Here is a 23,369-nt window from a genome sequence, read left to right as displayed (position 1 = left end):
ACATTCGAACAGGGAGCACACGATGTTCAACTCAGCTAACGAAACCCACTTCAGCCTCAAGGTCGAAGACTACGTCGGCGACCTGCAAGTGCTGTCGTTCACCGGCACCGAAGGCATCAGCCAGGCGTATCGCTTCGACGTCGAACTGGTCAGCGAAAACCCCGATCTGGACCTCGAACAACTGCTGCACAAGCAGGCGTTTCTGGCATTCGATCCCCAAGGCTCGGGCATCCACGGCCAGATCTACCGCGTCGCCCAAGGCGATGCCGGCAAGCGCCTGACCCGCTACAAAGTCTCGATCGTGCCGCAACTGCAATACCTGCATCACCGCACCAACCAGCGTATCTACCAGCAGATGTCGGCGCCGAAAATCATCGCGCTGATCCTCGAAGAGCACGGCATCAAGAGCAACGCCTACAGCTTCCAGCTCAGCCAGCCGTGCCCGGATCGCGACTACTGCGTGCAGTACGACGAAACCGACCTGCATTTCGTCCAGCGTCTGTGCGAAGAGGAAGGCATTCACTACCACTTCCAGCACAGCGAAAAAGCGCACCTGCTGGTGTTCGGCGACGACCAGACCGTGTTCCAGAACCTTGGGCAGCCAACTGCTTATGTGCAGGGCAGCGGCATGGTCGCCGACGAGCCGGTGATCAAAGCCTTCAAACTGCGCCTGGAAACCCGCACCACCCGCACCACGCGCCGCGACTACGACTTCGAAAAACCGCGCCTGCGAATGGAAGCGGCCTACAAACCGGACGGCGACAGCACTGAACCGGATCTCGAAGACTACGACTACCCCGGCCGCTTCATCGACCGCGCGCGCGGCAAGTTCCTCAGCCAGCGCGCCCTCGAACGCCACCGCGCCGACTACCGCCAGGCCGAAGGTCGCGGCGACCAGACCCGACTGGTCAGCGGCCACTTCATGGAAATGTCCGACCACCCGCGAAGCGAGTGGAACGACCTCTGGCTGCTCACGGAAATCTTCCACGAAGGCAAACAACCGCAAGTCCTCGAAGAAGGCGTGACCAGCGACACCACCGACGAAAAAGATGACTTCCACCAGGGCTACCGCAACCGATTCCTCGCCACCCCGTGGGACGTGTTCTACCGCCCGGCCCTCGAACACCCGAAACCGCGCGTGCTCGGCAGCCAGACCGCCATGGTCACCGGCCCCAAAGGCGAAGAAATCCACTGCGACCAATACGGCCGCATCAAAGTGCAATTCCACTGGGACCGCGAAGGCTTGGCCGACGACAAAACCAGCTGCTGGCTACGCGTCTCCAGCTCCTGGGCCGGCGACCGCTACGGCGCCATCAGCATCCCGCGCATCGGCATGGAAGTCCTCGTCACCTTCCTCGAAGGCGACCCCGACCAACCGCTGGTGACCGGCTGCCTGTACCACAAGGAAAACCCGGTGCCGTATGCACTGCCGGCGAACAAGACGCGCAGCGTGTTCAAAACACTCAGCTCACCGGGTGGCGGTGGCTACAACGAGCTGCGCATTGAAGACAAGAAAGGTGCGGAGCAGATCTACATCCACGCGCAGCGGGATTGGGATGAGAACGTCGAGCATGACCAGAAGATTCGGGTCGGCAATGAGCGTCATGACACGGTGGTTAAGAACTCCTACACCGAGCTGAAGGCTGAAGAACACCGCACCACGATCTCCGACCGCAAGGTTGAGGCAAAGCTGGACGATCATTTGACGATTGGGCAGAACCAGCATGTGAAGCTGGGTACGGCGCAGCTGACCAGTGTCGGGAAAGAGATTCACCTCAAGGCTGGGGACAAGATTGTTATCGAGGCCGGGACAGAGCTGACCATTCTTGGGGGTGGGAGCTTTATCAAGCTCGATGGCGGTGGGGTGACGGTGGTTGGGCCGGTGATCAAGATCAATGCCGGTGGCTCGGCTGGCTCCGGCACGGGCATCGGGATTAAACCGCCGGTGCTGCCGGGGGCGGCGGATAAGGATAAGGCGGGGAGTTTGATGGATCAGGCGTTGGGGAATGCGCCGCCTGAGAAGGTTAAGCCGAAGGCTTTTTTTGTGTTTTCCGAGTGATGACTCACCCGCTCAAAAGGAACTGTAATATGAAGTATCAGCGGCGCGTTATTTTCACGTTAGTTATTTCAGTGTTTGGAATGTTTTCGAATTGCGTAATGGCAGACGCATCTGAATTAGAGACTTGCCCATCGAAAATATTTTCGAAGTTTCTACCTGCTTATTTGGAGAGTGCTTCTATTCAAGCAACGTTTACTCATATTCCATTGAGGAAAATAGTTACGGTAGACGCCGAACCTGAGCCGGAGCAAAGAATAGTCCTATTGGATAAGCAAGGCGTCATATTCCCGGTGATTCCTGGGAAGGAGAAGCGAGTCGCCGATGGTGTCGAAGTGACAGTTTTGGAAGAGGTAGATGGTATTGCAAAAATAAAAATAGAAAAGCCAGATACCGATTATCAAGTTCTATATGTATTTAAGTTTGAGAAGTGCTGGTTTCTGGACGAAGTTCAAGACTATTCGCTTTGATGGAAAATTAAAAAGGAATTGGTATGTCTTTCAATGAAGTGATGCTGCGTGTTCTGCCTCCAGTTGACGGCCACCAGCCCCATATCACAGGAGTTTATGGCGAGCAGCGTGCGAGTGGCCCACATGGAGGGACGGATTTTAACTACATCGGCGGCCAGAATGGTATCAATCTACAGAATCCTAAAGTCTATGCCCCAATCGCTGGAACAGTAACGTTTACCGGTGGTAATTACGGCACGATAAAAATCAAGGATGCGGATGGCAATAGTCATGAAATTCTGCATACGAGCAGTCACGTTGTTAGCCAAGGCGCAACTGTTGCTGCCGGTGATGAAATTGGCACCATGGGGGGCAAAGGGCCGAATGGTGTAACTCAGTATCCACGTCATGTTCACTACCAAATGAAGGATCCGAGCGGCAATCTGATTAGTCCAGAGGTATGGTGGGACCAACAGACTGTTGCTCCGAGCACGGCACCAACTGAATCAACTGTGTTTAGCCTGTTAAACTTTCAGTTCCCAATAAGAAAAACGGGTGGTGGGCGTTATAAAGATGCGGACGAGTTTTTTTCTGTGTTGCAAAATGAAACTTCAGGTAATTATCTTTTAGGTAGTCATAAGTTTTGGCATGGGGGAATTCATATAAGTGATTCAAGTGCCCCGCAATGCGTTAGCGATGAACCTGTTCGCTGTATGGCTGATGGCGTGGTCGTAGCTTACCGTCTAAATAAAGATTATGAGAAATCTATATTTGAGGGTGAGGGCGGTTCGGAGGAGCTAAGATACTCAACCTCTTTTTGTTTGGTTCGGCATGATTATAAATCTCCATCCAATACTCAGGTAACTCCTGTTACGAATAACACACTCACATTCTACAGTTTGTATATGCACTTGCTACCGTTTCAGCATTATCCCCTCGAGGTGGGGGGGGGTACAATTGCTCGATCGAAACCGGGTTATTGGCAAGGAAAGGTTCGCGCGCGAGTCACGGGAAGCGGATTGGTTTTACGGAATGCGCCTGCAACTTTGACTGATGGAGCCAACGCCGGAACAAAAAAAGGCAGCTCCATGGTTCTGAGCACCAATAGTGTTATTGAATTCGATAGTTCGAAAATTCTTTCCCTAAAACTCAATGGTAAGCTGCTTAGAATGGCTGAGTGTGTATTCATTCCCAGTACTTCGAATCCACCTACCGGGTTAAAAAATCAATCAGGGGCGGTGCCGTCAAGTTTTTGGGCTTGCGTAGAGGATGTGAGCCCCAATCGTTTTGTCGAATGGCTGGAATTAACTCCAGCAACATTTGACGTAGTCGTTCCAATGAATATGAAGATTAAAGCGGGTGACACTATTGGATACCTTGGCCTCAACGAGGTCTTGGCTGGTCCTAACGGAGGGATAGCCCGTAAGAGGCAAGTCCACTTGGAGATTTTTACGCTCGATCCAAAGATTGATGATTTCCTGAAGAACACTGCTGGAGTTAAGAAGGGCAAACGGTATATCCACCTACCCTCGGGCACTGTTTTGAATAAGAAAGCTCCTGACACAGGGAGCGTAACGTTGGAAACGAACCATTGTGTAGAACTGAATAAATGTCCAATATTCAAAGATCCTACTGAATGGTATGAAGTGACTGTTAAAGAAAAAAGTCAAGACATTAAAGGGTTAATAAAAAAGGCAGAAGCCGAGATAGTCACCCAACATGACTGGGAAAAACTAGGGTTTCGTGTTGTCAAAGAAAGTAATTCTGGCTCTGACGGTTTCTTGGATCCGGATGATATGCCAGTTTTTTTCAAAGAGCTGTATGACGATTTGGACAAGCTCGGCAACCACGATAACAATGTTACGGCGGAAGACTTTCCTGAAGCAATAAAAAACATAGAGTTTCGAGATCATTGGTCTAAATTAGTCGCTTACCATCCGACCGAGTGGAAAGAAAAATCTGACGCTGCAAAATGGACTCATCTGAGCCAGATCCTCGAAGGGTCTCCGGCGATTCTCAAGCTAGAAAAAGACCGGATTGATAAACTGGTGTTTTGGGATGATCCAATTATTCAAGAAAAAGGTCTTGGTGATGGAAATATCTGGCACTTCCATCCAATTGCAATGATAGGAAATTTTCTAGCAAAAGAAGCTTCTAGAGCAGGACAAATTACCTATGACGCCGAAGGTAATGATATTCCGGGATCACCGTTTTTTAGTCGTCATATCCACTGGCCTGGAAATGATTTGTCAGGTGTCACGTTAGGACGCGGCTACGATATGGGGTTTAGGTCTGAAACGGAAATATATAACCATATGATTGCTGCAGGTATAGAAGATATTCAGGCAACAAAGATTTCTAAGGCAAGACTGTATAAGGGTACGCACGCGAGGGACTTTGTGGCTCAGAACCGCTCTGACATAGGCACAATAACGATCGAGCAGCAAGAAGCCCTATTTGATTTGATTTATCCTGGCTACGTTACAAAGGCGATCGCGAATTACAATCATTGGACCGCTCCCTTCTCAGATCGACTAGAGTGGGATGCATTGAGCCAAATCGTTAAAGATATTCTGGTAGACTTTGTATACCAAGGTTTTACGAAAGGGGAGAATCCGATGAAAGCTGGGATGAAAGATGATGTTGACCAGCTAATAAGTTATATAGAGAATAATCCTACAATTAGACAATATGAAGACGGTCGAAAACGCGCTGCTTATTTGAGACAAAACCGCTAGGAGAGATACGTGAGAAATTTAGTGTTGTTTGTCAGTCTTCTGTTGCCTTTGTCGGTTGCCGCTGCGCAATTTGATTGCGCTAATATTTCTACTAGCCAACAGGTAGATATATGCGCAAAGCAGGCGAAGGAGTCTGCAGATTCCAATCTTAATGTCAGCTATCAGAAGCTCATAAAAAGAGTTGCATCACAATACCGAGTTGACACTGCACTTCGCGATGACTACATGCAAAAGCTGAAAGAGTCTCAGCGCGCATGGTTAAAACTGCGCGATACTAATTGTACTCTTGAGGCATTTGAAGTCGAGGTCGGACAGCCTGCCTACGTTACGACTGTGAATAACTGCATAGCGCGCATGAGTTTAGAGCGTTCTATTTATTTGGACAAGACATTGCCCGATCTCTAGGGCGGAAATGGGGACGACGAAAATGGGCGAAAATGGGGACAGACCACGATTATCCGAAAAACGTGGTCTGCCCCCCCTTTACCTTTGATGGCTGATTCAATGAAAAATTTACATTCGCTTCCCTACTTTTTATCGTTAACCTTTTTGCTATTCAGTTCGGTCGCATTTTCAGCGAGTTTCGACTGTGGCAAAGCTTCGACGGACGTAGAGAGGAAAATTTGTAGTTCTCCTTCTTTGTCCGCAATGGACGAAAAACTCAGTGAGGTCTTCAAACCGATAAAAAATCGGCGTGCTTTACAAGTAATCGAAAGTGATTGGCTTAATTCAGAGCGTAATTCTTGTGAGTCAGTGGAGTGCTTAGAGGATTCTTATGCTCGGCAGATACGCTTTCTGTCGCCGGTTCCTATTGCGCCTAGGCCAACTCAGAAAGATATTAAGTTAATGTTGGGTGATAAGCCCTACACACAGTTTGAACGCTCATGGAAGGTCATTGATTTAGCATGGCTTCCCAATGAAAAAGGGGCTGTCGAACGATTTGTGATTTTCTCAGATACAATTTCAGGCATGTTGCATGTCATCGTGTTTGAAGGGCGTTTTGATGCGGCGATGATTGCGTACCGGGGTAATCTATATGAGTACGTTGATCGCAACGACAGGCCGGTATTGCATACGATTGCGAAAGATATCGGTTTTGATGGTGCTTTGAGTTTGGGTTCAAACGACGAAGGTAAAAGGTTCGCGGGACTCTTGGATGGGAAGTTTTACTATCGACAGCAGCTCTCTAAGAATCAGCTGCGGGGGATGGTTTATAAGCTCGGTTCAAAATCTCCGCCATTGGAAAGCAGTTTGCTGTTCCAGCAGTGGCCAAATACTGATGAAAATGCTGTTAGTGGTTTGACATTCGGCTGGGGTGGTGATTATGGAAAATTGCAAGCGTACTACTCGCACACCTCAGGGTATGAAACGATAGCGCAGGCTGGTCGACCCGAGGCCGGTTGGAATATATATGCTCCAATTTGGAGCAAGTCGCGGCCGACGTTCTATTTCAAGAATGGTGATGAAACTATTTGGCGTGCCAATGTTGCGGATAAGACGTTAACAAAAATTGCGAAGGCTAGTGATGAAGGAATGATCCAGAATCCTACCCCTGTCGATATTAATGGGCGCGAAGCAGTCGTTTATCTGAATGGATCTACTCTGAAAATGGCTATCTCCCTTGAAGAATAGGCACGACTTTAAAATACACTTTCGCAAAATATTGTTGGAATTTGCCTTGAGTAAATATCTTATTCCGGTGCTGCCCGCCGTGCTGATTGGTGGTTTATCTCTGTTGGGGAGACATGCATTTGCTGACGATGCATGTGCCGATATCACTACGAGCTCTCAGAGTGAAAGATGCTCTGTGAGTGCCAAGGCTGCAGCAGATACGCAGTTGAATACCAGTTATCAAGAGCTGATGGTTCGGCTCGAGGGTGGGTATCAAACCGATCCAGTTCTTGCGGCGAGAAAAAAGGCAACGGTTCAGGAAGCTCAGCGCGCCTGGATCAAACTGCGCGATACCGATTGCCAGGTCGATGCGTTGGAGACGGAACCGGGCTCTTCGGCGCATGTGGCAGCGGTGAACAATTGCATCGCCAGTATGAGTCGTGACCGTTCAGTGTTTTTGGACAATATCGCGTCCGATACCGGGAGTGGTTCGATATTTGGACGTGGCTCGTGCCCTACGCAAGACTTTGCACAGTTTCTTCCAGCATTCTCCGCTAATGTCGAATCGCAGAAGCGACTAACTGCGCAGGCCGTGAAGCTGCTGGTATTAAAGGGGACGTCGGATATAGGGCGGATTGTGACTCACGTTACTGCGGAGGTGGGACGCGATATGGCGTTTCCTTTAATGGTGGCTGTGCCCGATGGGAAAGTGGAAGGAATAGAGATCGAGAAGGTGGATGACCGCCACGTTAACGTTGTGGATAAACGCGCCGGCAACAGCAATATCAAGATTTTCAACTTTTCGCGGAAGTCCTGCTGGACGCTTGATGGGGTTGAGGACTGGTCGATTCCTGATAAAGAGCTTTCTGTAGCCAGTACGCGGAAAATGAGTCGTGCGGAGAATTTCTGTTGGCAGCGCGGACAAGGATTTGCTGGCTTGGGCGGCCTTGAGCAATACCGACTGACAGGAGAACTTTTTGAGGCGACTTTGGAAAATTACCTGTGCGCGGCCGCTTCAGGCGATCCTATATCTAGTTCGGCTGCGGCCGGGCTGAGTCTGTCGGGTATGGCCCCGCAATTGGAATACGGCAAAGTTGAGGCTCTTTTCAAAGCAGCAGCCGTTGATTCGCCAAGCGGTGCTGAGTCGTTGGCTGGCTTCTATTGTTTTGGCACTCCCCCTTCCTTTTCCTTCCCCTTCCCTCTCCCTCTTTCCTTCTCCCACTCTTTTATTCGTTCTCCCACCATTTTATCAACGCATGCATTCGTTTCGTTAGGCGATTATTGGAAAAGCGGCGATCTAGGAAAGAAAGATACTCCTCGCGCCTTGGCCTGTTATCAGCTTGCCGCCGACAAAGGTAACGACTCGGGCATCAATGCGATTAAGCGACTTCAGTCCGAAGTGGCCGAACCGATAGTGGCCAGCAGCTGCTTTTAGTAAGGTTAAGTGAGAAGGGCGTTTACAGAGCCCGACGCCTTTTCACCTCGATGTGATCAAACGCGTTCCGCCATCACGGCTAACGCGTTTTCATATGCGCTGAGCCAGAATCCGCGGCGCTTAAACGTTTAATATTTGAGCATCTAACGACCTCGGTTTTCCTTTAAACTCCCCCCCAAGGAACGCGCTCAGGACACGGAATGCCAGCCTCTTCTTCCTCGGTTCGCCCAGCGTTGGTGCTCTGGCTATACGCCGCTGCGATCACCCACATCCTCGCCGGTCTAACCCTGACCTGGGCCGGTGACTCCGGCTTGCTCGAGGGCTACCTGCAAGTCCTCGAACTGTCGTTCTGGGGCACCGATGCGGTACCTGCTGCCGGCCACGAACAACAAGTCTGGTGGCTCGCGCTGTTCGGCGCGACGTTGCAAAGTTATTCGCTGTACATGCTCGCGCTGGTGCATCTGGGCAATCGCTTGAAAGTCCCGGCAGTCTGGGGCTGGTTGATCGCCGGCATCCTGTTATGGGCGCCGCAGGACATGTGGCTCTCGGCGCAGCAGCAGGTCTGGTCGCACGTGTGGCTTGATGGTTTTGCGTTGTTGGTGTTGTTGCCGCCGCTGTTTTGGCTGTACAGACATGACCGTCAAGGGAAGGAGTGACAGCGTGAAAGGATTTTCGATTCTTCTCGGTTGCTTGATCTCTGCTGCGTCATCCGCATTGTTTGCTGGAGAGGCGTGCAACCCAGACAGTTTGTCTAACCCGGACTTGATCACCTGCGGCCAGCAAACCCTCAAGAAGGTCGATGGTGTCTTGAATGAGCAATACAAAAAAGCGCTGTCGACTCTGGCTCCTGCGGAGCAAAGCCATCTGAGAGATGTGCAAAAGAACTGGGTGCGCTTCAAAGAGTCGTTTTGCGAAGAGCTTTATGAAGCCGCGTTGCCGGGCGCCGAAGCGCCAATCGAGAAGCTTGGGTGCCTCGTGCAGACGACCAATGCTCGGCTGGGAGAGCTGATCGCTCTACAGACGGGTTTACCGCTGGATGGTTTTTACAAAGCGGCATCCGCGATTGCCGGGAAGGACCGTGAGAGAAGTTTAGCGGCCTCAATCGAGCTGCTGGGAGGGGAAGAACTCGATGATCCGCTTTGGAAGCAATACGCGGATGGGCACTGCAAAATGAGCGAGCGTTTGTTCCGTGAGGATTTTGCGAATTGCAGGGTGCGGATGCGCTTTCAGTTGCCTATGAATCGTTAAAGGAATTTCGATTTCAAGTTCTCGCCTGCTAGTTCCACTACTGCCCATAGTGAAATTTCTACAAGCTAAGGCGGGTGCCACGTTCGGTACTTCAACTCGGTCAAGTTTTCCTTCACTAGCCTCTTATGTCCTGCCGATGAGCGACTGCGTCGCCGGTTGAGGCTTGAAGGCGGCGGAATGCTCGGACCAAGTAATCAGTGTCAGGTTATTTTTGTTTATGTTCAGAAGCTTGGGTTGAGCGGTAATACTATCCAGTCAAATTTCGAGACCCGAGAGGTTTCCATGAAAAAGTCCAAACATGAACCAAAGCCTTTGATGGCTGCCCGGTTCCAGGCTGAAGCTCGTGAAGTCTTGGCCAAACGCTCCGGTAAGCGCAGCCGCTTTCTGGATGCTGCGCTGTCAAAAGGCAGTGATTTTGAGCCTGTCGGTCGACTGGCCGGTTGAAGCTTTCGAGACTCTTAAAAAAGCTGCCCTCGTAGGCAGCTTTTTTATGTCTGGATTTTTACGGACATTGGTGGAAGGGGACTTGGCGTCCCCTTTTTTTTCATCCGCAAGTCCCGCTACGGCTTCGCCGCCGCGCTCTTCACCTCAATATGATCAAGTGTCCCTTCCACCATCAATCGCACCCCGTCCGCCATTCTGCTCAGGGCCAGTGCCACAGAGCGGCGTGAGCCGTGCAGATCGTCGGCCAGGTCGCAGGCGATGACGCTGATGGACAGGAGGTCTTCGGAGGCGTTGGCCATGAGGGCTTCGGCGTCGGTGCCGGGGGAAAGTTTGAAGAGGCCGGTTTCGCGTTTGGGGTGGGGTTCGGTGGGCGGTTTGAAATGATGGTCGAGGGCGCGCTCGGCGGCTTCGTGGAATTTCTTCGATTCCAGAGATTCGTAGGGCGATATGTCCGGGGTTTCCGGGGGATTGGGTGTTGGTTTCTTCATTCGGTCTTACTCCAGTTTCAGGAGCTGGCACCGTTTCGCTCGCACTTCGAAAGGGGTGGCAGCTGTGCATAGGTGTGCAAGACCGGTGGAGTCACCCGGCAGACCCGAAGGCCTCCCATACACAGCAGCCATAACGATCCGCGAGCATAGGAAAACGCTCGGCGAATTGCCATAACCAATGTGTACTCCCCCCGGACTTGCACGTCCGTATCGCCCGTTTTTGCGGCGACACATAAAGCCTATCCCTCAAGAGCAACCCCGCCTAGTTCACGGACAGCCCGGCACTTCGCAGGAAATTTCCCATAGATTCGCGGGGCGGAAGATCAAAAGATCGCAGGCTTCGCCAGCTCCTACAGGGATGTGTTTCAACAGGTGTAGGAAAGGTGAGTGGTGAGACGCGGAGCGTCTCGGGATGCATTCCCACGCGGAGCGGGGGAACGATCAGTGGGCGAGCGCTGAATCGTGACTTGGCAGTCATCGTGCGGGAAATGGTCTGCATCCTCTTCCAACAGCGGCAGATACTGGCGTTATCGTCCGAATCCCTTACACTGCCCCGGCCGTTCATTTTCCTTTTGAGGCTGTGCGCATGAAATTTCGTTTTCTTCTGTGGATGATGGGTTTGTTGATGGGTAAGGCCAGCCGGACAAATCCTGCGTTCCAGCAGCAGTTGGGTGACAAGGATCTGGTGTTTCAGCTGCAGACGCTGGACGGGAAAGTGGCGCGGCATTTCGTGGTCAAGGATCAGCGCATCACCAGCAAGTCTGGCGTGGTGGCAGAGCCGGCGTTTGCGATTGCGTTTAAAGATGCCGGTTATGGCTTTGCCACGATGCAGGCGAAGAACAAGCAGTTGGCGTTTATGCAGGGCATTCAGGACAAGTCGATCCAGCTGAAGGGTAATCCGGCGCTGGTGATGTGGTTTCAGGGGTTGATGAAGTATTTGAAGCCGAGGAAGGCTAAGCCTAAGGCTTGAGCCTTTGGTGACGCGGAGCGTCACGGGATGCATTCCCACGCGGTGCGTGGGAACGATCAAATGTGGTCAGGTAGACCTAGTTGCATTCTTCGCGAGCAGGCTCGCTCCCACACGGATTTGTGTAAATCCTGGGGAGCGGGCCTGTTTCGTTTTAGGCCTGGCTGAACTGCGAGGCCAGTTCACGTAGCAAAACTTCGGCTTCGAGGACTTTGCTGACGACGTCGTTGGCTTTGTCGCGGGTAAGGCCGACGCGTTCGAGCAGCGCGTCAGGGATGTCTTCATCCGGCCCGGAGCCAATCCCGCGTCCACGCAGCAGGCGCACGGCCAGGCAGACGAGGTTCGGGTATTCGGCGTAGGCGCCGTCGTAGCTTGGGTCGTGCTGGAAGCGCAGGGCGGTGGCCAGTTCATCCGGCATGTCCCAGTAGCGCATCAGCCACGAGCCGATCTGTTCGCGGCTGATACCCAGCAGGTGTTGCTCGATGTAGCTGTGGCACAGGTGCGGGTTGACCTCCAGGTGACGGCAGATCAGCGAGAAGTGCGGCGGGAACACGTGGGCCAGCAGCAGGTAACCGAAGTTGTGCAGCAGACCAGCGAGGTAGGTCAGGCCGGCTTCCGGGCGCTGGGCGCGCGGCATGGCGCGGGTCAGGCCTTCGATGACGGCGGCGGTGTAGATCGACTGCTGCCAGTACGGTGTGGTGTGTTGCGGGTGGTCTTTGGGCAGGCTCAGGGTCTTGCCGAGGGCCAGGCCCAGTGCCAGGTTGATCACCAGATCGAAGCCGAGCACGCGGACGATTGCGTCTTCAACTGAACGAATCTTGCCCGGCGAGGCGTAATACGGCGATGCCGCCCAGCTCACCACTTGCGCGGCCAGCGCCGGGTCGGTTTCGACTACGCCGGTGATATCGTCGATGGTGGCGTTGGGGTCGACGCGCAGCTTGATGATTTTTTGCGCGGTTTCGGCCAGCGGCGGAATCTCGATGGTCGCTTCCAGACGTTGCTGAATGCGCCGCGCGGTGAACGCCTGCACGGCCTGGGTGATTTCCTCGCGGTCATCGTCCGGGCGGTCGAGGTTCGGGCGAATGCTGCTCAGGGCTTCGCCGAAGTTGGCGGCGCTGGCTTTGGTCAGCATCGATTTGAAGTCATCGCTGCTGATTTCCAGCAGCAGGCCCGGCTCGCCGGAGTTGATCAGCAGCTTCGGCTCGCGCAGCAGGCTTTCTTCGTAGAGGCACGGCGAACTGGTCAGCGCCGGCAGGCCCGGCAGCAGGCTCAGATTGTGTTTGCCGAGCATCTTTTCCAGGCGCTCGGTGGACACGGCTGTGAGGCGGCGACCAGTGAGTTCGGCGAGGCGATTGAGATCCAGCAACTGGCTCTGTGGAAACAGCACCATCAACGCGCCCACGGCGTCATCCAGCAACACCGCCTGCACTTTGCGCGAGGCATTGAGGCCGTGGTGGTCGAGCACTTCTTCGTAGGCAACGCCCAGCTTGTTGAGCAGCAGCCGAATAACAGACGGAGCTTGCGGAGATTCGGGGACGAGAGCAGCTTCGGTCATGGTCTGTATCCGTTTTTGAAACAATGGCAGGAGTATAACCACCTCTGCCGGAACGAGCTGTCGGAAACTGCGACGGTGCTCACACTTGGCCGTATTGCTGCCCATGGCGCAGCCAGCGGTCAAGCAATGGGCTGACGTGGGTCGGCCAGCGCTCCAGCAGGGCTTGCGCAGCGTCGCGCACGGCGGGCAGCAGGTCGGCGTCGCGCATCAGGTCGGCGACCTTGAATTGCAGCAGGCCGGTCTGACGGGTGCCGAGCATTTCCCCGGGGCCACGCAGTTCGAGGTCTTTTTCGGCGATGACGAAACCGTCGTTGGTCTCGCGCATGATGCCCAAACGCTGACGGCCGATCTGCGACAGCGGCGGATGGTAGAGCAGCACACAATGGCTGGCCGCGCTGCCCCGGCCGACGCGACCGCGCAACTGGTGCAGCTGCGCGAGGCCAAGGCGTTCTGGGTTTTCGATGATCATCAGGCTGGCGTTGGGCACGTCGACGCCGACTTCGATCACGGTGGTGGCGACCAGCAGTTGCAGGTTGCCGGCCTTGAACTCGGCCATCACCGCAGCTTTTTCAACCGGCTTCATGCGCCCGTGAATCAGCCCGACCTTCAATTCGCCGAGGGCGGCGGTGAGGTCTTCGAACGTGGTTTCGGCGGCTTGGCAGGTCAGCTCTTCGGATTCTTCAATCAGCGTGCACACCCAATAGGCCTGCCGCCCTTCGGCACAAGCACTACGCACCCGTTCGATGACTTCGACGCGGCGGGTGTCGGTGACCAGCACGGTGTTGACCGGCGTTCGCCCGGGCGGCAATTCATCGAGGATCGAGGTGTCGAGGTCGGCGTAGGCACTCATCGCCAGCGTTCGTGGAATCGGCGTGGCGGTCATGATCAGTTGATGTGGGCACATGCGCCCGCCGACGCCTTTCTGCCGCAGCGCCAGACGCTGCTGCACGCCGAAGCGGTGCTGTTCGTCGATGATCACCAGTGCGAGGTTCTTGAACTGCACTTCGTCCTGAAACAGCGCGTGGGTGCCGACCACCATTGGCGTGCCGCTGGCAATCTGTTCCAGAGCGGCGACGCGATTCTTGCCCTTGAGCTTGCCGGCCAGCCACGCGACTTCAATGCCCAGCGGTTCGAGCCAGCGCTTGAAAGTGATGAAGTGCTGTTCGGCGAGGATTTCGGTCGGTGCCATCAGCGCGACCTGATAACCGGCCTCCAGCGCTTGCAGTGCGGCGAGGGCGGCGACCACGGTTTTGCCCGCGCCAACGTCGCCCTGAATCAGGCGCAACATCGGTTCGTGCTGACTGAGGTCGTAGGCAATTTCATTGCCGACTCGCTGTTGCGCGCCGGTCGGGTTGAAGCCGAGGTTCTTCAGGTATTTCGGCGGCAGCCTGGTGGCTTTCGGCATCGCTGGCGCGCGCAGCGAGCGCATGCTTTCACGCAGACGCTGTTGCGACAGTTGATGGGTGAGCAGTTCTTCGAAAGCCAGGCGATGCTGCGCCCAGTGATGGCCAAGGGCGAGTTCGTCGACGTCGGCGTCGGCGGGCGGGTTGTGCAGGTAGCGGATCGCATCGTCCAGCGGCGCGAGTTGATAGTCGCGGGCGAGTTCGGTCGGCAGCCAGTCGGGCAGGGTGCTCGGCTTGAGCAGTGTCAGGGTCTGCATGCACAACTGGCGCAGGCGCTGCTGGGTCAGGCCTTCGGTGAGCGGGTAGACCGGGGTCAGGGTTTCATCGACTGGCGGCGGTTCATCGCCGGTGATCGCCCGGTATTCCGGATGATAGATTTCCAGGCCTGAGGCGCCGGGCCGGGCTTCACCGTAGCAGCGAACCCGCGTGCCACGCTTGAGCCCTTCCTTCTGCGCGTTGCTGAAATGGTAGAAACGCAGACTCAGGCCGCCGGTACCGTCCTGCAAGCGCACGACCAGACTGCGCCGGCGACCCATGACCACGTCGGCACCGCTGACGGTGCCTTCGACCACCGCGTCCTGCCCCGGCCGCAGCGCGCCGATCGGCACCACGCGGGTGCGATCCTGATAACGCAGCGGCAGGTGGAAGAGCACGTCCTGCAGATTCTCCAGGCCGACCTTGGCCAGTTTCTCGGCCATGGCCTCGCCGACACCCTTGAGTGCCGTCACCGACACTTGCGACAGCTCCGTCATGACGCTCGCTTAACCGGCCGTAACCGGTGCGGCAGGCTTGGCCACCGAGCACAGGCGAATGGAGTCGGCGAGGATCTCGATGGCTTTCGGCCGTGGGAAGCTCGCGCGCCAAGCGATCGCAACGGTGCGGAACGGCACCGGCGCGGTCAGTGGACGCACTTCGATCACGCCCGGGGCGTAGTGATGACTGTCCACCGCCGACAGCGGCAGGATCGAGATGCCCAGGCCGGAGGCGACCATGTGGCGAATGGTTTCCAGCGAGCTGGATTCGACCGTGGTGTGCTTGGCGCCGTCGTTGCCCTTGGTCAGCGTCGGGCAGGCCTCGAGCACCTGATCGCGGAAGCAGTGGCCTTCACCGAGCAGCAGCAGGCTCTTGTCGTTGAGCAGGCCGGCGTCGATGGATTCTTTTTTGGTCCACGGGTGCTGGGCCGGCATCAGGACGTAGAACGGCTCGTCGTACAGCGGCAGGGTCAGTACGTCGGCTTCGTTGAACGGCAGGGCGATGATGATCGCGTCGAGCTCGCCGTTGCGCAGTTTGTCGCGCAGCACGTGGGTAAAGTTTTCTTCGATGTGCAACGGCAGCTGCGGGGCACCCGGTGCAGTTGTGGGATCAGGTGCGGGAACAGGTACGGGCCGACGGTGTAGATGGCGCCGACTTTCAGCGGCGCGGTCAGCTGATTCTTGCCGGCCTGGGCCAGTTCGCGAATGCCTTGGGCTTGTTCGAGGACTTTCTGCGCCTGAGCGACGATGCCCTCGCCGACCGGGGTCAGGCGCACGGCGCTTTTGCTGCGCTCGAAAATCAGCACACCGAGTTCGTCTTCAAGTTTCTTCACGCCCACCGACAGCGTCGGCTGACTGACGTGGCAACGCTCGGCGGCATGGCCGAAATGCTGCTCTTGGGCGAGGGTAACGATGTAGCGTAATTCTGTGAGAGTCATAGCAAGCGTCCATGAAGATGCGCGCCAAGCATACCGGCTGCGATCGATAGACGCACGTTATCAGACTGCGGGCTGAGTGCGACACCGGTCGAGGTCGGTTTGCCGCTGGCAGATACGCAAAAGGCACCTTTCGGTGCCTTTTGGCTGGATCTACTGGTTAGCACATCACTTTGTGGGAGCGAGCTTGCTCGCGAATGCGGTATGTCAGACGAAACTGCTCTGACTGACCTGGCGCCTTCGCGAGCAAGCTCGCTCCCACAGGTATTGCGGTGTTGCTTAGCGACGGCGTTCGAGCGAATAAACAAACGGCGCAACAATTTCGATCGAGCCGTTGTTGAGCATGTCGGCCGGTGGTTTTGGCAGCGGTTGCGCGCGGCGGATCATGTCCAGGGTGGCCCGGTCCAGATCAGCGTTGCCAGAGCGGCCCACCAGTTCGAACGACAGCACATTACCTTCGCCATCGACCACGAAGCGCAGACGATTCAAGCCCTCCTTGCCCCGCGACTGCGCACTCTGCGGGTACTTCTTGTACTTCTGCAGATGCGCGAGCAGGGCGCCTTGCCAACTGGCCTTGGCGGCCACTTCAGCTGGCGATGGGCCCGGTGCCGGCTGGGCGGATTTCTCCGTCGGTGCCTGGGTCGGTTGCGTATCGGCCGGTTTCTCCTCGGAAGGTTTTTCCTTCGGCGGCTCTGGCAGTTTTTTCTCGACCGGCTTCGGCGGTTTTGGCTTGGGCTTCGGCTTGGGTTTGGGTACCGCGATTTCCGCTTTTGGTGCTTCGGCCAGTTTCGGAATCGGCAATTCTTCCACCGGAGCCGGTGGCTGCGGCGGTGTGACGACTTTCGGCGGAGCCGGCGGTGGCGGGGCAGGCAACGGGGCCAACTCGACCATCATTGCCTGCGGCGGCAATTCGATGGGCGGGCGGGCGGTCCAGTTCAGCGCCAGCGCGATGGCCAGCGCGTGCACGCCCAGCACCACGGCCAGGCTACCGCTGTAACGCGTCAGCTTATGGCGCGTCGTGATCATTTCTTGGCTGCCGTCTCGAGACCGACCAGACCGACCTTCAGGTAACCGGCGGCGCGCAGGCTGTCCATCACGCTCATCAGGTCGCCGTAATCCACGCCTTTGTCGGCCTGGAAGAAGATGGTGGTGTCTTTCTTGCCCTGGGTCTTGGCGTCGAGGGTGGCGCCGAGGGTTTCGGCTTTCACTTCGTCGTCACCGAGGAACAGGCGCTGGTCAGCTTTCACACTGAGGAACACCGGTTTCTCTGGCCTCGGCGCCGGTTTGGCGGTCGAGGCGGGCAGGTCGACTTTGATGTCCACAGTGGCCAACGGCGCGGCCACCATGAAGATGATCAACAGCACCAGCATCACGTCGATGAACGGCGTGACGTTGATTTCGTGGTTCTCGGCCAGATCGTCGTCTGCGCCTTCTTTCAAATGCAGGCCCATGGCCGATTACCCCACTTTAACCATGTGCGGCTGCGAGCTGCGCTCAGGCTGGTGGTCGAGGTCGCGGCTGACCAGCAGCAGGACTTCTGCCGAGGCATCGGAGACCTGCGCCTTGTAACCGGCGATGGAGCGGGCGAAGACGTTGTAGATCACTACCGCAGGGATCGCCGCAACCAGACCCAGTGCAGTGGCCAGCAGGGCTTCAGCGATACCCGGTGCGACAACGGCGAGGTTGGTGGTCTGGGTTTTGGCGATGCCGATGAAGGAGTTCATGATGCCCCATACGGTACCGAACAGACCGACGAACGGTGCGGTTGAACCGATGGTGGCAAGGACGCCGGTGCCGCTGCTCATGTTGCGACCGCAGGCTGCTACCAGGCGCTCAAGGCGGAAGCTGACGCGTTCCTTGATACCTTCTTTCTCGCGACTGTTGACCGACAGGCGCATCTCTTCGAGCGCGTCATGCACCAGCAGGTTGGCGAGGGTGCCTTCTTTACCAGCGGTAGCGCTGGCTTCCTTGAGGGTGGTGGCTTTTTTCAGTGCGGCAATTTCGCCACGCAGACGACGCTTGGCGCCCATCAGCTCGAAGCCTTTGGCGATCCAGATGGTCCAGGTGATGATCGATGCGATGGCCAGACCGATCATTACGATTTTCACGATGATGTCGGCGTTCTGGTACATGCCCCACGGCGACAGGTCGTGGGCCATGCCCAAGGTGTTGTCGGCTTCGAGGACTTCAGGTGCGTCGGCCGCGTCGACAGCCTGCACCGGATCGGTGGCGGCCGGTGCAGCCGGAGCGGCAGCGGGTGCGCTCTGCTCGGTGGCGGCCGGGGTGGCCGGGGTGGCGGGCGCTTGAGCGTTGGCGAAGGCGGCGGTCGGTGCCAGCATCAGGCTGAGCAACAGAGCCGCGACGGCGCTCCAGGCGCGAGGTCGAGTGGTTGGCGAAGCGGGAGTTTGATTACGTGTCATGCTGGCCGGACCTGAGATAGAAAAACGTTGTTGCTCTTCCAGGCCTCGTGAGGCCGAGAACAAAAGTGGCGTGCATTATTGCAAGTAATTCTTGTTAACAAAAGTAATAGAGTAACTTTTTTTCCTTCATTGCTAGCCGTTCGTCCTGTGCCAGAGCTAGTCTGTGCCTTTCTGATGGGAGTTTTCTGATGTCCGCGCCTTCTGTTTTGATTGCCGGTTGTGGTGATGTCGGCAGTCGTCTGGCCAAGCAATTGCTGGCGGCTGGCTGGCAAGTCCATGGCCTGCGCCGCGACGTTTCCAGGCTGCCGGAGGATGTCATCGGCGTCGCCGGCGACCTTTTCAGCGAAGAGTGCCCGGCGACCTGGCCGGTAGGTGCTGTCGATTATCTGGTGTATTGCGCTGCGGCCACCGATCACGACGAAGAGGGCTATCGCAAGGCTTACGTGCAGGGTTTGCAGAATGTGCTGAGTTGGCTGGGTGATTATGGGCAAGTGCCCGAGCGACTGGTCTTTGTGTCCAGCAGCAGCGTGTACGGCCAGCAGGACGGAGCATGGGTGGATGAGACCTCCGAGACTGTCGCGGCCGGATATTCAGGTCGCTTGATGCTCGAAGCCGAGCAGGTCGCGCTCAATAGCGGCATCCCGGCTAGCGTGCTGCGCCTGACCGGCATTTACGGGCCGGGTCGCGAGTGGCTGCTGACTCAGGTGCGTCGCGGCTATCGCGTGGCTACGGAGCCGCCGCTGTATGGCAATCGTATTCATGCCGATGATGCAGCGGGGCTGCTGGCGTTCTTGCTGGAAAAAGACCGCGAGGGGGTCAAGCTGGACCAGCTCTATATCGGTGTGGATGACGCGCCGGCGCCATTGGCTGAGGTGGTGGGCTGGTTGCGCGAATACCTGGGTGTGACTGAATGGGCCGAAGACGCCAGTGTGCGCCGCACCGGCAGCAAGCGTTGCAGCAATGCGCGGGCGAAAGCGTTGGGGTGGGTGCCGAAGTATTCGAGTTATCGCGAAGGCTATGCAGCGATTCTTGAAGGTAAGTGCTGAATTTCCAGCAACACAAAAACCACTGTGGGAGCGAGCCTGCTCGCGAATGCGGTATGTCAGTCATTATCAGTTTGACTGACCCACCGCGTTCGCGAGCAGGCTCGCTCCCACATTTGATCTTCTGAGATTTCGGAGGCAGGTTACTGTTTCTCCAGCAACCACTTGCGCTCACCTGCGGCGAACTGCGGTTGCTCATCCGCCAGCGCAGCGTTCACTGCCTGCAGAATCTCCAGCTCCTTGCCCTTGCGCACAAAGATCCAGTTGTTGCCCTGGCCATTGAGTTGCAGCCACATGCTGTCGTTGCCATTGCTCATGGACGCGCAATCGCCGGCCAGACACAAGGCATAACGATCAACGCCCGGCAGGCCGGTCACCTGGCCGTCGGCCTGGAACTGCACGGTGCCGCCTTCACCCTGGCCGCTGGCGATGATCCAGTTACCGCCCAGATACGCTGAATACAGAGCGCGTTCGAAGCTGGCACCGATTGGTGCGCCTTCCGGTACCGGGATCTGTGCGCGATCGAAGACTTGTTCGGGTTCGTTGTCGCTGGCAGCTTGTTGCAGGCGCCCGCCATCGCGTTTCAGTTCGCTGGCGGAGCTGCCGTAGAAGTCGACTTTCCAGGCGCCGGACTCTTCGCCCAGCAGCCGTCCTTCGACGTTCTCAAAACCGTTGGTGTAGCGGGCCTGACCGGCCTTGGTGTTGACGTCCCATTCCAGATTCGGGCCGTAAGCCTGCAGCGCTTCACGCAGGGGACCGCCCTTGGCGGCGGCATCGATCGCCACCTGATTGATCCAGGTGCCGCTGATGTCACGGTCGGCAGGGTCGCTGGCGCAGCCGCCGAGAAACAGGGCGAGCAGCGAGAGAGCTAGCGCTTTGCGCATGGTGGAATCCTTTCAAAACCTTTTCTTGCGGCAGTCGGCGCGGCGTGCAGGCCGCGCCGTGCGCATCACTCGATGACCAGAATGGCATCCATTTCAACCTGCGCACCCTTCGGCAGGGCGGCCACGCCAATGGCGGCGCGGGCAGGGTATGGCTGGTCGAAGTACTTGCCCATGATCTCGTTGACCTTGGCGAAGTGGCTCAGGTCGGTGAGGAAGATGTTCAGTTTGACGATGTCCTTGAACGAACCGCCGGCGGCTTCGGCCACGGCTTTGAGGTTCTCGAAGACCTGGACGGTCTGGGCTTCGAAGCCTTCGACCAGTTCCATGGTTTTCGGGTCCAGAGGAATCTGGCCCGACATGTAAACGGTGTTGCCTGCCTTGATCGCCTGGGAGTAAGTGCCGATGGCGGCCGGGGCCTTGTCGCTGGTGATGACGGTTTTGGTCATGTAGGACTCCTTGTAATAGGCAGGTTATGCACGCATGCGGGTGATGCGGATCACCCCGGTCAAGGCGCGCAGTTTCTTGATCACGCGGGCCAGGTGCACACGGTCGTGAACGCTGACCACCAACTGCACGACGCTGATGCGACCATCGCGTTCGTCCATGCTGATTTTCTCGATGTTGCCGTCGGCCGCGTTGACGCTGCTGGCCAGCAGGGCGATCAGGCCACGCTGATGTTCCAGCTCGACGCGCAGCTCGACGTTGAATTCGCCGGTGACATCCTTGGCCCACGAGAGCTGGATGCATTTTTCCGGGTTGTGCCTGATTTCGCTGATGTTGCGGCAGTTGTCCAGGTGCACGACCATGCCTTTGCCCGCCGACAGGTGCCCGACAATCGGGTCGCCCGGGATCGGCGTGCAACACTTGGCATAACTGAGCACCAAGCCTTCGGTGCCGCGAATTGCCAGCGGACCTTCCGGACTTGGCAGTTGTTCGCCTTCGCCAAGCAGGCGGCGGGCGACCACGTAGGCCATGCGGTTGCCCAGGCCGATGTCTTCGAGCAGGTCTTCGATCAGTTCGAGGCGGTACTCGGTAAGCATTGCCTTGACGCGCTCTGCCGGGATCTTCTCCAAGGAGCTGTCGAAACCGTTGAGCACCTTGTTCAGCAGGCGTTCGCCGAGGCTGATCGACTCAGAGCGGCGCTGTAGCTTCAGCGCATGACGAATGTGCGTGCGCGCCTTGCCAGTAACGACGAAGTTGAGCCACGCCGGGTTCGGCCGGGCGCCGGGGGCGCTGACGATCTCGACCGTGGAGCCGCTTTGCAGCGGTTCGGACAGCGGCGCGAGACGACGGTTGATGCGGCAGGCGATGCAGCTGTTGCCGACGTCGGTATGTACCGCGTAGGCAAAATCGACCGCCGTGGAGCCTTTTGGCAGCTCCATGATTCGGCCTTTGGGCGTGAACACGTAGACCTCGTCCGGGAACAGGTCGATCTTCACGCTTTCGATGAATTCCAGCGAGTTGCCGGCGCGTTGCTGCATTTCCAGCACGCCTTTGACCCACTGGCGGGCGCGGGCGTGCGTGCCTTTCGGCTGCTCGTCGCCGCTGGATTTGTACAGCCAATGGGCGGCGATGCCGTTGTTGGCCATCTCTTCCATTTCGCGGGTGCGGATCTGGATCTCGATCGGTACACCGTGCATGCCGAACAGCGTGGTGTGCAGCGACTGATAGCCGTTGGCCTTGGGGATCGCGATGTAATCCTTGAAACGCCCTGGCAACGGTTTGTACAAATTATGCACAGCACCCAATACGCGGTAGCAGGTATCGACCTTGTCGACGATGATCCGGAACGCGTAGACGTCCATGATTTCGTTGAAGGCCCGACGCTTGCCGCGCATTTTCTTGTAGATGCCGTAGAGGTGTTTCTGCCGACCGCTGACTTCGCCCTGGATGCCGTCGATGGCGAGGCAGTGACCAAGGGATTCTTCGATCTTGTTGACGATTTCCTTGCGGTTGCCCCGGGCGCGCTTGACCGCCTGGTAGATCCGCGCGGAACGCATCGGGTGCATGGCCTTGAAGCCGAGGTCTTCGAATTCGATGCGGATCGCGTGCATGCCCAGCCGGTTGGCGATGGGTGCGTAGATCTCGAGGGTTTCCTTGGCGATGCGCCGGCGCTTTTCGCCGGACAGCACTTCCAGCGTGCGCATGTTGTGCAGACGGTCGGCGAGCTTGACCAGGATCACCCGGATGTCGCGCGCCATGGCCATGGCCATTTTCTGGAAGTTTTCCGCCTGGGCTTCGGCCTTGGTCTCGAAATTCATCTGGGTCAGTTTGCTGACCCCGTCGACCAGTTCGGCCACGGTTTCACCGAACTGCGCTTGCAGCGCTTCCTTGGCGATACCGGTGTCTTCGATCACGTCATGCAGCATCGCGGCCATCAGGCTCTGATGGTCCATGTGCATGTCGGCAAGAATATTGGCCACGGCAAGAGGATGCGTGACGTACGCCTCACCGCTGCGACGGCGCTGACCGTCATGGGCTTGTTCGGCGTAGAAATACGCTCGGCGGACCAGGTTGACCTGGTCGTTGCCGAGGTAGGTCGATAAGCGATCGGCGAGGGCGTCTATGCTCGGCATGATGATTCCTGCCGAAAGCTGTGACCCCGCGCCGTGCTACGTCGACCAGGCATAGGCTTAGACGGCCTCGTTCGACTCGTCCTCGAACGCTGCGAACAGCGGTTCATCCTGGACGATTTCCTGCTCGGCGATGAACTCGTAGCTCATCAGGCCTTCAGCAATTTCACGCAGCGCGACAACGGTCGGCTTGTCGTTTTCCCACTGCACCAATGGCTCTTTGCCGCCGGTGGCCAGTTGACGGGCACGCTTGGTAGAGAGCATGACCAGCTCAAAGCGGTTTTCCACGTGTTCTAGGCAGTCTTCAACGGTTACGCGGGCCATGGTATTCCTCGGAGCGAATGCAATATGCGCGCTGCCCGGTTGGG

Annotated in this window: 21 protein-coding genes and 1 pseudogene; 11 read left to right on the top strand and 11 right to left on the bottom strand. The window is 56.8% G+C overall.

The genetic code is table 11. The annotated features are described in order from the left end of the window. Positions 1–22 precede the first annotated feature (22 nt). The 9 genes from OC605_RS07465 (at position 23) to OC605_RS07425 (ending at position 9,981) form a co-directional block, all read left to right on the top strand. Positions 23–2,059 (top strand): type VI secretion system tip protein VgrG, encoded by a 2,037-nt coding sequence (locus OC605_RS07465; RefSeq protein WP_262136610.1) that lies wholly within the window; start codon positions 23–25, stop codon positions 2,057–2,059. A gap of 29 nt (positions 2,060–2,088) precedes the next feature. Further along, complete coding sequence (locus tag OC605_RS07460; protein WP_262136609.1) at positions 2,089–2,526, top strand: hypothetical protein; 438 nt, start codon at positions 2,089–2,091, stop codon at positions 2,524–2,526. 23 nt (positions 2,527–2,549) lie between these two features. Continuing rightward, on the top strand, positions 2,550–5,243 hold the full coding sequence (locus tag OC605_RS07455; protein ID WP_262136608.1) for a peptidoglycan DD-metalloendopeptidase family protein: 2,694 nt from the start codon (positions 2,550–2,552) through the stop codon (positions 5,241–5,243). Between the two features lie 9 nt (positions 5,244–5,252). Then, positions 5,253–5,648, top strand: a complete 396-nt coding sequence (locus OC605_RS07450) for a lysozyme inhibitor LprI family protein (RefSeq protein ID WP_262136607.1) — start codon at positions 5,253–5,255, stop codon at positions 5,646–5,648. A 99-nt stretch (positions 5,649–5,747) separates the two neighbouring features. Beyond that, on the top strand, positions 5,748–6,875 hold the full coding sequence (locus OC605_RS07445; protein ID WP_262136606.1) for a lysozyme inhibitor LprI family protein: 1,128 nt from the start codon (positions 5,748–5,750) through the stop codon (positions 6,873–6,875). A gap of 46 nt (positions 6,876–6,921) precedes the next feature. After that, entirely contained in the window at positions 6,922–8,289 is a 1,368-nt protein-coding gene (locus tag OC605_RS07440) for a lysozyme inhibitor LprI family protein (protein ID WP_262136605.1), read from the top strand. Between the two features lie 200 nt (positions 8,290–8,489). Further along, positions 8,490–8,945 (top strand): cell division protein, encoded by a 456-nt coding sequence (locus OC605_RS07435; RefSeq protein WP_262136604.1) that lies wholly within the window; start codon positions 8,490–8,492, stop codon positions 8,943–8,945. A gap of 4 nt (positions 8,946–8,949) precedes the next feature. Then, positions 8,950–9,537, top strand: a complete 588-nt coding sequence (locus OC605_RS07430; RefSeq protein WP_262136603.1) for a lysozyme inhibitor LprI family protein — start codon at positions 8,950–8,952, stop codon at positions 9,535–9,537. A 282-nt stretch (positions 9,538–9,819) separates the two neighbouring features. Continuing rightward, positions 9,820–9,981: a hypothetical protein gene (locus OC605_RS07425; protein WP_208939242.1), complete on the top strand. Its 162-nt coding sequence runs from the start codon at positions 9,820–9,822 to the stop codon at positions 9,979–9,981. Positions 9,982–10,097: 116 nt separating this feature from the next. Here the strand turns inward: OC605_RS07425 and OC605_RS07420 are convergent, their stop codons facing one another. Beyond that, positions 10,098–10,469, bottom strand: a complete 372-nt coding sequence (locus OC605_RS07420) for a DUF6124 family protein (protein ID WP_093096920.1) — start codon at positions 10,467–10,469, stop codon at positions 10,098–10,100. Between the two features lie 586 nt (positions 10,470–11,055). Between OC605_RS07420 and OC605_RS07415 the strand changes: the two genes are divergently transcribed. Beyond that, positions 11,056–11,439 carry a helicase gene (locus OC605_RS07415; protein ID WP_039757355.1) on the top strand — a complete coding sequence of 128 codons (384 nt, stop codon included), beginning with the start codon at positions 11,056–11,058 and terminating at the stop codon, positions 11,437–11,439. Between the two features lie 151 nt (positions 11,440–11,590). Here the strand turns inward: OC605_RS07415 and OC605_RS07410 are convergent, their stop codons facing one another. The 6 genes and pseudogenes from OC605_RS07410 to exbB form a co-directional block, all read right to left on the bottom strand. Continuing rightward, a complete protein-coding gene (locus tag OC605_RS07410) occupies positions 11,591–12,991 on the bottom strand; it encodes an aminoacyl-tRNA deacylase and HDOD domain-containing protein (RefSeq protein ID WP_262136602.1) in 1,401 nt (466 codons plus the stop codon). 79 nt (positions 12,992–13,070) lie between these two features. Continuing rightward, positions 13,071–15,146, bottom strand: a complete 2,076-nt coding sequence (recG, locus tag OC605_RS07405; RefSeq protein ID WP_262136601.1) for an ATP-dependent DNA helicase RecG — start codon at positions 15,144–15,146, stop codon at positions 13,071–13,073. A 9-nt stretch (positions 15,147–15,155) separates the two neighbouring features. Next, positions 15,156–16,084: pseudogene (locus OC605_RS07400) on the bottom strand (LysR substrate-binding domain-containing protein). A 276-nt stretch (positions 16,085–16,360) separates the two neighbouring features. Continuing rightward, positions 16,361–17,107 (bottom strand): TonB family protein, encoded by a 747-nt coding sequence (locus tag OC605_RS07395; RefSeq protein ID WP_076564548.1) that lies wholly within the window; start codon positions 17,105–17,107, stop codon positions 16,361–16,363. Further along, positions 17,104–17,532 carry a TonB system transport protein ExbD gene (gene exbD, locus OC605_RS07390; protein ID WP_016772535.1) on the bottom strand — a complete coding sequence of 143 codons (429 nt, stop codon included), beginning with the start codon at positions 17,530–17,532 and terminating at the stop codon, positions 17,104–17,106. The genes OC605_RS07395 and exbD overlap by 4 nt, the downstream gene beginning before the upstream one ends. Positions 17,533–17,538: 6 nt before the next feature. Continuing rightward, positions 17,539–18,501 carry a tonB-system energizer ExbB gene (gene exbB / locus OC605_RS07385; protein WP_262136600.1) on the bottom strand — a complete coding sequence of 321 codons (963 nt, stop codon included), beginning with the start codon at positions 18,499–18,501 and terminating at the stop codon, positions 17,539–17,541. Positions 18,502–18,689: 188 nt separating this feature from the next. Between exbB and OC605_RS07380 the strand changes: the two genes are divergently transcribed. Then, entirely contained in the window at positions 18,690–19,547 is an 858-nt protein-coding gene (locus OC605_RS07380) for an SDR family oxidoreductase (protein ID WP_262136599.1), read from the top strand. Positions 19,548–19,687: 140 nt separating this feature from the next. Here OC605_RS07380 and OC605_RS07375 read toward each other — a convergent pair whose 3' ends face one another. From OC605_RS07375 to rpoZ, 4 genes are all read right to left on the bottom strand, one after another. Next, positions 19,688–20,428 carry a hypothetical protein gene (locus OC605_RS07375; protein ID WP_016772538.1) on the bottom strand — a complete coding sequence of 247 codons (741 nt, stop codon included), beginning with the start codon at positions 20,426–20,428 and terminating at the stop codon, positions 19,688–19,690. 65 nt (positions 20,429–20,493) lie between these two features. Continuing rightward, positions 20,494–20,874: a RidA family protein gene (locus OC605_RS07370; protein ID WP_014340863.1), complete on the bottom strand. Its 381-nt coding sequence runs from the start codon at positions 20,872–20,874 to the stop codon at positions 20,494–20,496. Between the two features lie 24 nt (positions 20,875–20,898). Beyond that, positions 20,899–23,004, bottom strand: coding sequence for a bifunctional GTP diphosphokinase/guanosine-3',5'-bis pyrophosphate 3'-pyrophosphohydrolase (gene spoT, locus OC605_RS07365; protein ID WP_007920338.1), 2,106 nt, complete (start codon positions 23,002–23,004; stop codon positions 20,899–20,901). Between the two features lie 57 nt (positions 23,005–23,061). Next, entirely contained in the window at positions 23,062–23,325 is a 264-nt protein-coding gene (rpoZ, locus tag OC605_RS07360) for a DNA-directed RNA polymerase subunit omega (protein ID WP_008030604.1), read from the bottom strand. Positions 23,326–23,369 lie beyond the last annotated feature (44 nt).

The sequence above is a fragment of the Pseudomonas sp. Marseille-Q5117 genome (genome assembly GCF_946901175.1).
In the GTDB taxonomy this organism is placed as follows: domain Bacteria; phylum Pseudomonadota; class Gammaproteobacteria; order Pseudomonadales; family Pseudomonadaceae; genus Aquipseudomonas; species Aquipseudomonas iranensis.
Note: the sequence above shows the minus strand (reverse complement) of the source record. Positions and strands in the feature narration are given on the sequence as shown.

What these genes read in the sequence shown, in the direction of transcription:
- exbD (WP_016772535.1), bottom strand. Translation starts at nt 17,532, where the DNA reads ATGGGCCTGCATTTGAAAGAAGGCGCAGACGACGATCTGGCCGAGAAC.
- OC605_RS07455 (WP_262136608.1), top strand. Translation starts at nt 2,550, where the DNA reads ATGTCTTTCAATGAAGTGATGCTGCGTGTTCTGCCTCCAGTTGACGGC.
- OC605_RS07410 (WP_262136602.1), bottom strand. Translation starts at nt 12,991, where the DNA reads ATGACCGAAGCTGCTCTCGTCCCCGAATCTCCGCAAGCTCCGTCTGTT.
- spoT (WP_007920338.1), bottom strand. Translation starts at nt 23,004, where the DNA reads ATGCCGAGCATAGACGCCCTCGCCGATCGCTTATCGACCTACCTCGGC.
- OC605_RS07465 (WP_262136610.1), top strand. Translation starts at nt 23, where the DNA reads ATGTTCAACTCAGCTAACGAAACCCACTTCAGCCTCAAGGTCGAAGAC.
- recG (WP_262136601.1), bottom strand. Translation starts at nt 15,146, where the DNA reads ATGACGGAGCTGTCGCAAGTGTCGGTGACGGCACTCAAGGGTGTCGGC.
- OC605_RS07425 (WP_208939242.1), top strand. Translation starts at nt 9,820, where the DNA reads ATGAAAAAGTCCAAACATGAACCAAAGCCTTTGATGGCTGCCCGGTTC.
- OC605_RS07460 (WP_262136609.1), top strand. Translation starts at nt 2,089, where the DNA reads ATGAAGTATCAGCGGCGCGTTATTTTCACGTTAGTTATTTCAGTGTTT.
- exbB (WP_262136600.1), bottom strand. Translation starts at nt 18,501, where the DNA reads ATGACACGTAATCAAACTCCCGCTTCGCCAACCACTCGACCTCGCGCC.
- OC605_RS07375 (WP_016772538.1), bottom strand. Translation starts at nt 20,428, where the DNA reads ATGCGCAAAGCGCTAGCTCTCTCGCTGCTCGCCCTGTTTCTCGGCGGC.
- OC605_RS07435 (WP_262136604.1), top strand. Translation starts at nt 8,490, where the DNA reads ATGCCAGCCTCTTCTTCCTCGGTTCGCCCAGCGTTGGTGCTCTGGCTA.
- OC605_RS07380 (WP_262136599.1), top strand. Translation starts at nt 18,690, where the DNA reads ATGTCCGCGCCTTCTGTTTTGATTGCCGGTTGTGGTGATGTCGGCAGT.
- OC605_RS07415 (WP_039757355.1), top strand. Translation starts at nt 11,056, where the DNA reads ATGAAATTTCGTTTTCTTCTGTGGATGATGGGTTTGTTGATGGGTAAG.
- OC605_RS07420 (WP_093096920.1), bottom strand. Translation starts at nt 10,469, where the DNA reads ATGAAGAAACCAACACCCAATCCCCCGGAAACCCCGGACATATCGCCC.
- OC605_RS07445 (WP_262136606.1), top strand. Translation starts at nt 5,748, where the DNA reads ATGAAAAATTTACATTCGCTTCCCTACTTTTTATCGTTAACCTTTTTG.
- OC605_RS07395 (WP_076564548.1), bottom strand. Translation starts at nt 17,107, where the DNA reads ATGATCACGACGCGCCATAAGCTGACGCGTTACAGCGGTAGCCTGGCC.
- rpoZ (WP_008030604.1), bottom strand. Translation starts at nt 23,325, where the DNA reads ATGGCCCGCGTAACCGTTGAAGACTGCCTAGAACACGTGGAAAACCGC.
- OC605_RS07370 (WP_014340863.1), bottom strand. Translation starts at nt 20,874, where the DNA reads ATGACCAAAACCGTCATCACCAGCGACAAGGCCCCGGCCGCCATCGGC.